The following is a 6,114-nucleotide window of genomic DNA, read 5'->3' on the forward strand; positions in this document are numbered from 1 at the left end:
GGCGGCGGGGGAGAGGACGAGGCGTCGAGCGCGGCGCGGCGCGGGGCCGGCGGTCAGCTCGGCGAGCACCGCGCCGCGCCACGCCGCGCGCACCGGGAGCTGGGCGCGCAGCGCGCGCGCCGCCTCGGCGGCCGCCGGCGGGAGCGGGTCGTCATCGTGCGCGCGCATCGCTCACCTCCGCGAGCAGGTCCTGGAGGCGCTCGCACGCGCGCTTGACGCGCATCTTGAGCGCCGAGACGCCGAGTCCCGTGACGGCCGCCATCTCATCGTAGCTGAGCTGCTCCACGTGCTTCAAGAGAAATGCCTCGCGCTGCCCGGGCTCCAGCGCCGCGAGCGCGCGCGCGAGGTCGTCGCGCAGCTCCGCGCCCCCGACGTCGGGGGCGACGCCGACCTCCGGCGCCTCGTCGAGCCCGAACCCCGTCAGCCGGAGCCGGCGCCCGCGGATCAGCGCGGTGGTGCGGCACCGGTTGACGAGGATCGCGAACAGCCACGCCCGGAACTGCTGCCGCGCGTCGTACGCCGGGAGCGCGCGGTACGCGCGCAGCAGCGCCTCCTGCACGGCGTCCTCCGCGTCCTCGCGGCTCTGCAGCATGCGCGTGGCGAGCCGCAGGCACGCCGGGGCGTGGCGGTCCACGAGCCTCGTGAACGCCCGCGGGTCGCCGTCCAGCACCTGGCGCACGAGCGCGTCGTCGGAGGTTTCGTGCATGGGGGACGACGGTGCAACCCGCGGAGCGGGGGCGGGGTCACTCGGAGAGCGTCGAGCGGTGAGCGTCGAGCGTCGAGGGGGCTCCCCGTGGCGCGACGCGATGTCTTCCACGAGGAGCCCCCTCGACGCTCGACGCTCACCGCTGCGCTACGGCGCCACCAGCAGCCCCACCCGCCCGTCGAACCCGTCGTCCACGACGGTCGTCCCCGGGGGCGCGACCCAGGCGTCGCCGTCGATGCGGACGTTGCAGTGGTGGGTGCCGGGGGCGAGGCGGACGATCGCTTCCCAGCGGTCGGCGCCGAGGGCGCGCATGGCGACGGGGCGCCAGCCGGTGAAGTCGCCGGACAGCTCGACGGTGCGGGCGCCGGGGACGCGGAGGACGAGCTGCACCTCCTCCGGGCTCACGCGGCGCACGTCGAGCGCGCCGGTGGCCTCGGGGCGGACGGCGACGGGGAGCGACGGGCGGAGGAGCGCCGCCGGCGTGACGCGCAGGCCGAGGGCGGCGTAGCGGCGCGGGACGGTGGCGCGGCGGACGTCGGTGGGCTCGTAGCCGCCGCCGGCGATCAGGGCGAGGCGTGGGGCGAGGGCGACGGTGGCGTGGGCGCCCCCCCACGCGGCGGCGCGGCGGTCGCCGACGGTGGGGCGGGCGCCGAGCCGGCCGTCGAACGCCAGCCGGCCGCGCGCCCACGCCAGCCGCGTCTCGACCTCGGACCAGCGGCGGAAGAAGGACGGGGAGCCCGGGTCGCCGGACTCGGTGACCACCATGACGCGGCGGAGGACCGCGGTGTCGGCGGTGCCGGGGCGCATCCCGCTCGAGTCCCACTTGAGGGCCCAGGTGCTGTCGGTGCGCAGCGTCGACGCGCGCCCGTCCACGCGGTGCTCGCGCCTGCCGAGCTGGACGCTGACGACGGCCCCGCCGAACTGGCGCCAGAGCCCGGCGTTGGGGCGCAGCCAGTCGGTGCGCCCAGTGGCGCCGGCGACCGCGCCGCCGTCGGGGCGCCCCGTCTCCCCCACCGCGTCGATCCCCAGCCAGGCGCCGGTCGCGCCGCGGCGGTAGGCGACGCGCCCCTCGAGCGCCCCGGCCTGGCGGGCGTGGGCGAGCCGGCCGGGGGCGGCGCCGAGCAGGGACGGGCGGAGCTGGGCGGGCCCCGTCCCGTCGTTCCATCGCGCCTCTCCGGCGACAGTCGCGCGCCACCCATACACGCTCGGGGTCGACAGCAGCGCCGACAGCGTGCCCTGCGCCGAGGCGGCGCGGTCGGTCCGCTCGAACGTGCCCTCGCCGGCGAGGGCGAGCCCGGGCCGGTCGTAGCGGAGGAGGGTGCCGAGTCGCTGGCCGGCCTCGGCGGTGCCGGAGAGCGGGCGGGCCGCGGTCGCGGCGGCCTCCCAGGCGGCGCGGAGCTGGGCGCGCGCGGGGACGGGCGCGGCGACGACGGCGAGCGCGACGAGCGCGAGCGCTCGCCGCGCCGGGAGGGGCGGGACGGGGTGCGGCACGGGTGGGTCGCCTCGGAGGCCGGTTGCCCGTGCTACCCACGACGGCGGCGCGGCGTCACGCCGCCCGTGTTCGCCGCCCGTTCACGCGCCGGGGACGAGCCGTCGGCCGGTCCCTACGGACTCACGGTGACGGCGACCGAGTCGCGCCACCGGCCGAGCGTCGCGTGGAGCCAGGTCGAGCCGGCGGCGACCCCGGTGACGAACGCCGAGTCGCCGGCGGTGGCGGTGGCGACTCGCGGGTCGCTCGTGCTCAGCTGCGGCGGGATCGCGACCGGCAGCGGCACCGGGGCGCCGTCGGAGGTGATCCCGAGGACGGTCACCGGGGTCCGGGCGCCGGCGCGCACCGTCACGGGGCGCGGCTCGAGGCGGAGCCCGGTCACGAGCCCCTCGGGGGCGACGGTGAGCGGGGTCGACCCCTCGATGCCGCAGCCGGCGAGCAGGGCCGCCAGCGGGGCGAGGCGGAGCGCGAGGCCGGGAGCGGGGCGGGGGGCGGGGCGTGGACGGCGCATGATGCGGGAAGGTACCCCGCGCGGCGCGGACGGTCACGCGCGGCGGGCGAGCAAACCATCCGAATCCCCGGCAGGTCCAAGGGCGTACGGCGTCCCCACCGCACCGCGTCCCTCCCGCCCCGGACCATGCGTCACCTGAAGCTCGCGTTCCGCACCCTGCGTGCGACGCCCTTCGTCACGGCCGTCGCCGTGCTCTCGCTGGCGCTCGGGATCGGCGCCAACGCCGCGATCTACTCGCTGGTCGACCAGATGCTCCTGCGCCCGCTCCCGGTGCGCGAGCCGGACCGGCTGGTGAACCTCGGCGCGCCGGGGCCGAAGCCGGGCTCCACGTCGTGCAACCAGGCCGGCGACTGCCAGCAGGTCTTCAGCTACCCGATGTTCCGCGACCTGGAGCGGCAGCAGACGACGCTCACCGGGATCGCCGCGCACCGCGTCTTCGGCGCCAACCTCGCGTTCGAGGGGCAGACGTTCGACGCGCGCGGGACGATGGTGTCGGGCTCGTACTTCCCGACGCTCGGGCTGACCCCCGCGCTCGGGCGCCTCATCGGCCCGGAGGACGACCGCACCATCGGCGGGCACTACGTCGCGGTGGTGAGCCACACGTTCTGGACGACGCGCCTCGGCGCCGACCCGTCGGTCGTCGGCAAGAGCATCATGGTCAACGGCAACGCGATGACGATCCTCGGCGTCGCGCCGGCCGGCTTCGAGGGGACCACGCTCGGCGAGCGCCCGCGCATCTACGTCCCGATCACGATGCGCGCGCAGGTCAACCCGGGGTGGAACGGCTCGGCCGACCGGCGCGACTACTGGGTCTACCTGTTCGGGCGCCTGAAGCCGGGCGTCACCGCCGAGGCGGCGAAGCGGCAGCTCGACGGCATCTACCGCCCGATCCTCGCCGACGTCGAGGCGCCGCTGCAGGAGGGGATGAGCCCCGAGACGATGCGCCGCTTCCTCGACCGGAAGCTGGAGGTCGCCGAGGGCGCGCGCGGGCAGAGCTCCCTGCACGGCGAGGCGGGGACGCCGCTCAAGCTGCTGTTCGCGATCACCGGGATCGTGCTGCTGATCGCGTGCGCGAACATCGCCAACCTGCTGCTGGCGCGCGGCGCCGCGCGCGCCGGCGAGATGGCGGTGCGCCAGTCGCTCGGCGCCGGCCGGCGGCGGCTGGTCGGGCAGCTGCTCACCGAGGCCGTGGTGCTGGCGGCGATGGGCGGGGTCGTGAGCCTCGCGGTGGCGCAGTGGACGCTCACCGGCGTGGCGGCGCTGCTCCCCGCCGAGGTGATCGACAACTTCCGCTTCAAGCTCGACCTCGGGGTGCTCGGCTTCACGGCGCTGGCGGCGCTGGTGACCGGCGTGGCGTTCGGGCTCTTCCCCGCGCTGCACGGCACGCGCCCCGACCTGATCGGGGTGATCCGCGCCGGCGCCGGGCAGATCGCCGGCGGCGCGCGCACGGCGGCGCGCTTCCGCGCGGGGCTGGTGACGGCGCAGATCGCGCTGTCGATGATGCTGCTCGTGTCGGCGGGGCTCTTCATCAAGAGCCTGCGCAACGTGACGCGCGAGGAGCTGGGGATCCGCGTGGAGCGGCTGGCGACGTTCGCGGTGTACCCGGTGCGCAACGGCTACAAGCCGCCGCAGTCGCGCGAGCTGTTCCGCCGCACCACCGAGGCGCTGGCGGCGCTCCCCGGGGTGACGGGCGTCGCGTCGGCGCGCGTGCCGATCCTGGCCGACGACAACTGGGGGAACGACGTCTCGGTGCAGGGCTTCGAGCGCGGCCCCGACACCGACGCCGGCGCCAGCTTCAACGCGGTGAGCCCCGGCTACTTCAAGACGCTCGGCGTGTCGCTCAAGGCGGGGCGCGAGTTCACCGAGGCCGACCGCATCGGGGCGCCGAAGGTGGCGATCGTCAACGAGGCGTTCGCGAAGAAGTTCGGCCTCGGGCGCGACGCGGTCGGCAAGCGCATGGCGCGGGGCGACACGACGGCGCTCGACATCGAGATCGTGGGCGTGATCCCCGACATGAAGTACAGCGAGGTGAAGCAGGAGCCGCCCCCGGTGTTCATGACGCCGGTGCTCCAGGACTCGCTGGCCGGCGCGCTGTACTTCTACGCCGCCACGACGCTGCCGCCCGAGCGGCTGCTGCGCACGATCCCCGAGGTCGTGAAGCGCCTCGACCAGAACCTCCCGGTCGAGGACCTGAAGACGATGACGCAGCAGGTGAAGGACAACACCTTCCTCGACCGCATGATCAGCACGATGTCGGCGTCGTTCGCGGTGGTGGCGACGCTGCTGGCGGCGGTGGGGCTGTACGGCGTGCTGGCGTACACGGTCGCGCAGCGCACGCGCGAGATCGGGGTCCGCATGGCGCTCGGCGCCGACGCGGGGCGGGTGCGCGGGCTGGTGCTGCGGCAGGTCGGCGTGATGCTGGCCGTCGGCGGCGTCGTGGGGGTCGGGGCCGCGCTCGGCCTCGGCACGGCGGCGGCGTCGCTGCTGTGGGGGATGACGGCGCGCGACCCGATCGCGATCGGGGGGGCGGCGCTGGTGTTGACGGCGGTGGCGGCGGGGGCGGGGTGGATCCCGGCGCGGAGGGCGGCGCAGGTCGAGCCGATGCGGGCGTTGCGATACGAATAGACAGGTGGGGCGTGGTCTACAACGGCGTGGTCTACAACGGCGTGGTCTACAACGGCGTGGAATCCGACCGCTAGGTGTTCCGCCGCATCAGACCACGCCGTTCATGACCACGCCGTACCAGACCACGCCGTATCTGAGAACGCCCCACCTGGCATGACCCATCTCCTCCGCCCCGACGGCACCCTCGTGGTCCGCTGCCACGACGTCGCCTGGCTCTGGATCGGCCTCGCGCTGATCGCCGGCTCGGTCGTGCTCCCGTTCTTCCCGCCGTCGCGGGGGAGCGCGGCGGTGGGCTCGCTGGTCATGCTGCTGATCGGGACCGGGGCGTTCGCGGCCTACTCGGACCGCGTGGCCGAGTTCCGTCCCGCCGAGGGGCGGATGGTGTGGACGCGGCGCACGCTGTGGAAGCGCGAGCGCGGCGCGCTGCGGCTCGACGGGATCGAGGCGGTCGAGCTGGTCGCGAGGCGCAGCCGCTCGTCGTTCACGTACGGGCTCGACCTGCTCACCGGCGGCCGCCGCTTCGCGCTGCACGGGAGCACGTCGAGCGGGAGGAGGAAGTTCGAGGAGGCGGGGCGCGCGGTCGCGGAGGTGGTGGGGGTGCCGTTTCTCGATTGAGGAGTGCGTCAGGTACGGCGTGGTCTGATACGGCGTGGTCAGGTGCAGCGTGGTCTGATACGGCGTGATCGGATCCTGCGTGACCCGCACCTGTCGGTGTTGGCTCACGGAGTACCGGACCACGCCGTATCAGACCACGCCGTATCAGACCACGCCGTATCAGACCAC

General features: G+C 75.4%; 5 protein-coding genes. 2 read left to right on the forward strand and 3 right to left on the reverse strand.

The window, feature by feature from the left end; all coding sequences use genetic code 11:
• Nucleotides 1-151: 151 nt before the first annotated feature.
• The 3 genes from PYV61_RS19485 to PYV61_RS19495 form a co-directional block, all read right to left on the reverse strand.
• Nucleotides 152-706 (reverse strand): RNA polymerase sigma factor, encoded by a 555-nt coding sequence (locus tag PYV61_RS19485; RefSeq protein ID WP_275834727.1) that lies wholly within the window; start codon nt 704-706, stop codon nt 152-154.
• 147 nt (nt 707-853) lie between these two features.
• Nucleotides 854-2,197, reverse strand: a complete 1,344-nt coding sequence (locus PYV61_RS19490) for a glycogen-binding domain-containing protein (RefSeq protein ID WP_275834729.1) — start codon at nt 2,195-2,197, stop codon at nt 854-856.
• Between the two features lie 113 nt (nt 2,198-2,310).
• The gene (locus PYV61_RS19495) at nt 2,311-2,706 is read right to left on the reverse strand and encodes a hypothetical protein (protein ID WP_275834731.1); all 396 of its coding nucleotides are present in this window, start codon (nt 2,704-2,706) and stop codon (nt 2,311-2,313) included.
• 126 nt (nt 2,707-2,832) lie between these two features.
• On the opposite strand from PYV61_RS19495, the gene PYV61_RS19500 reads away from it, so the two are divergent.
• Entirely contained in the window at nt 2,833-5,331 is a 2,499-nt protein-coding gene (locus tag PYV61_RS19500) for an ABC transporter permease (protein WP_275834733.1), read from the forward strand.
• Nucleotides 5,332-5,484: 153 nt separating this feature from the next.
• The gene (locus tag PYV61_RS19505) at nt 5,485-5,946 is read left to right on the forward strand and encodes a hypothetical protein (RefSeq protein ID WP_275834735.1); all 462 of its coding nucleotides are present in this window, start codon (nt 5,485-5,487) and stop codon (nt 5,944-5,946) included.
• Nucleotides 5,947-6,114 lie beyond the last annotated feature (168 nt).

Origin of the sequence: Roseisolibacter sp. H3M3-2 (genome assembly GCF_029211165.1) — a bacterium.
GTDB lineage: Bacteria > Gemmatimonadota > Gemmatimonadetes > Gemmatimonadales > Gemmatimonadaceae > Roseisolibacter.

Bases quoted from the DNA above. Each gene is read 5' to 3' on its own strand.
- PYV61_RS19495 (WP_275834731.1), bottom strand. From the start codon at position 2,706: ATGCGCCGTCCACGCCCCGCCCCCCGCCCCGCTCCCGGCCTCGCGCTC.
- PYV61_RS19505 (WP_275834735.1), top strand. From the start codon at position 5,485: ATGACCCATCTCCTCCGCCCCGACGGCACCCTCGTGGTCCGCTGCCAC.
- PYV61_RS19500 (WP_275834733.1), top strand. From the start codon at position 2,833: ATGCGTCACCTGAAGCTCGCGTTCCGCACCCTGCGTGCGACGCCCTTC.
- PYV61_RS19485 (WP_275834727.1), bottom strand. From the start codon at position 706: ATGCACGAAACCTCCGACGACGCGCTCGTGCGCCAGGTGCTGGACGGC.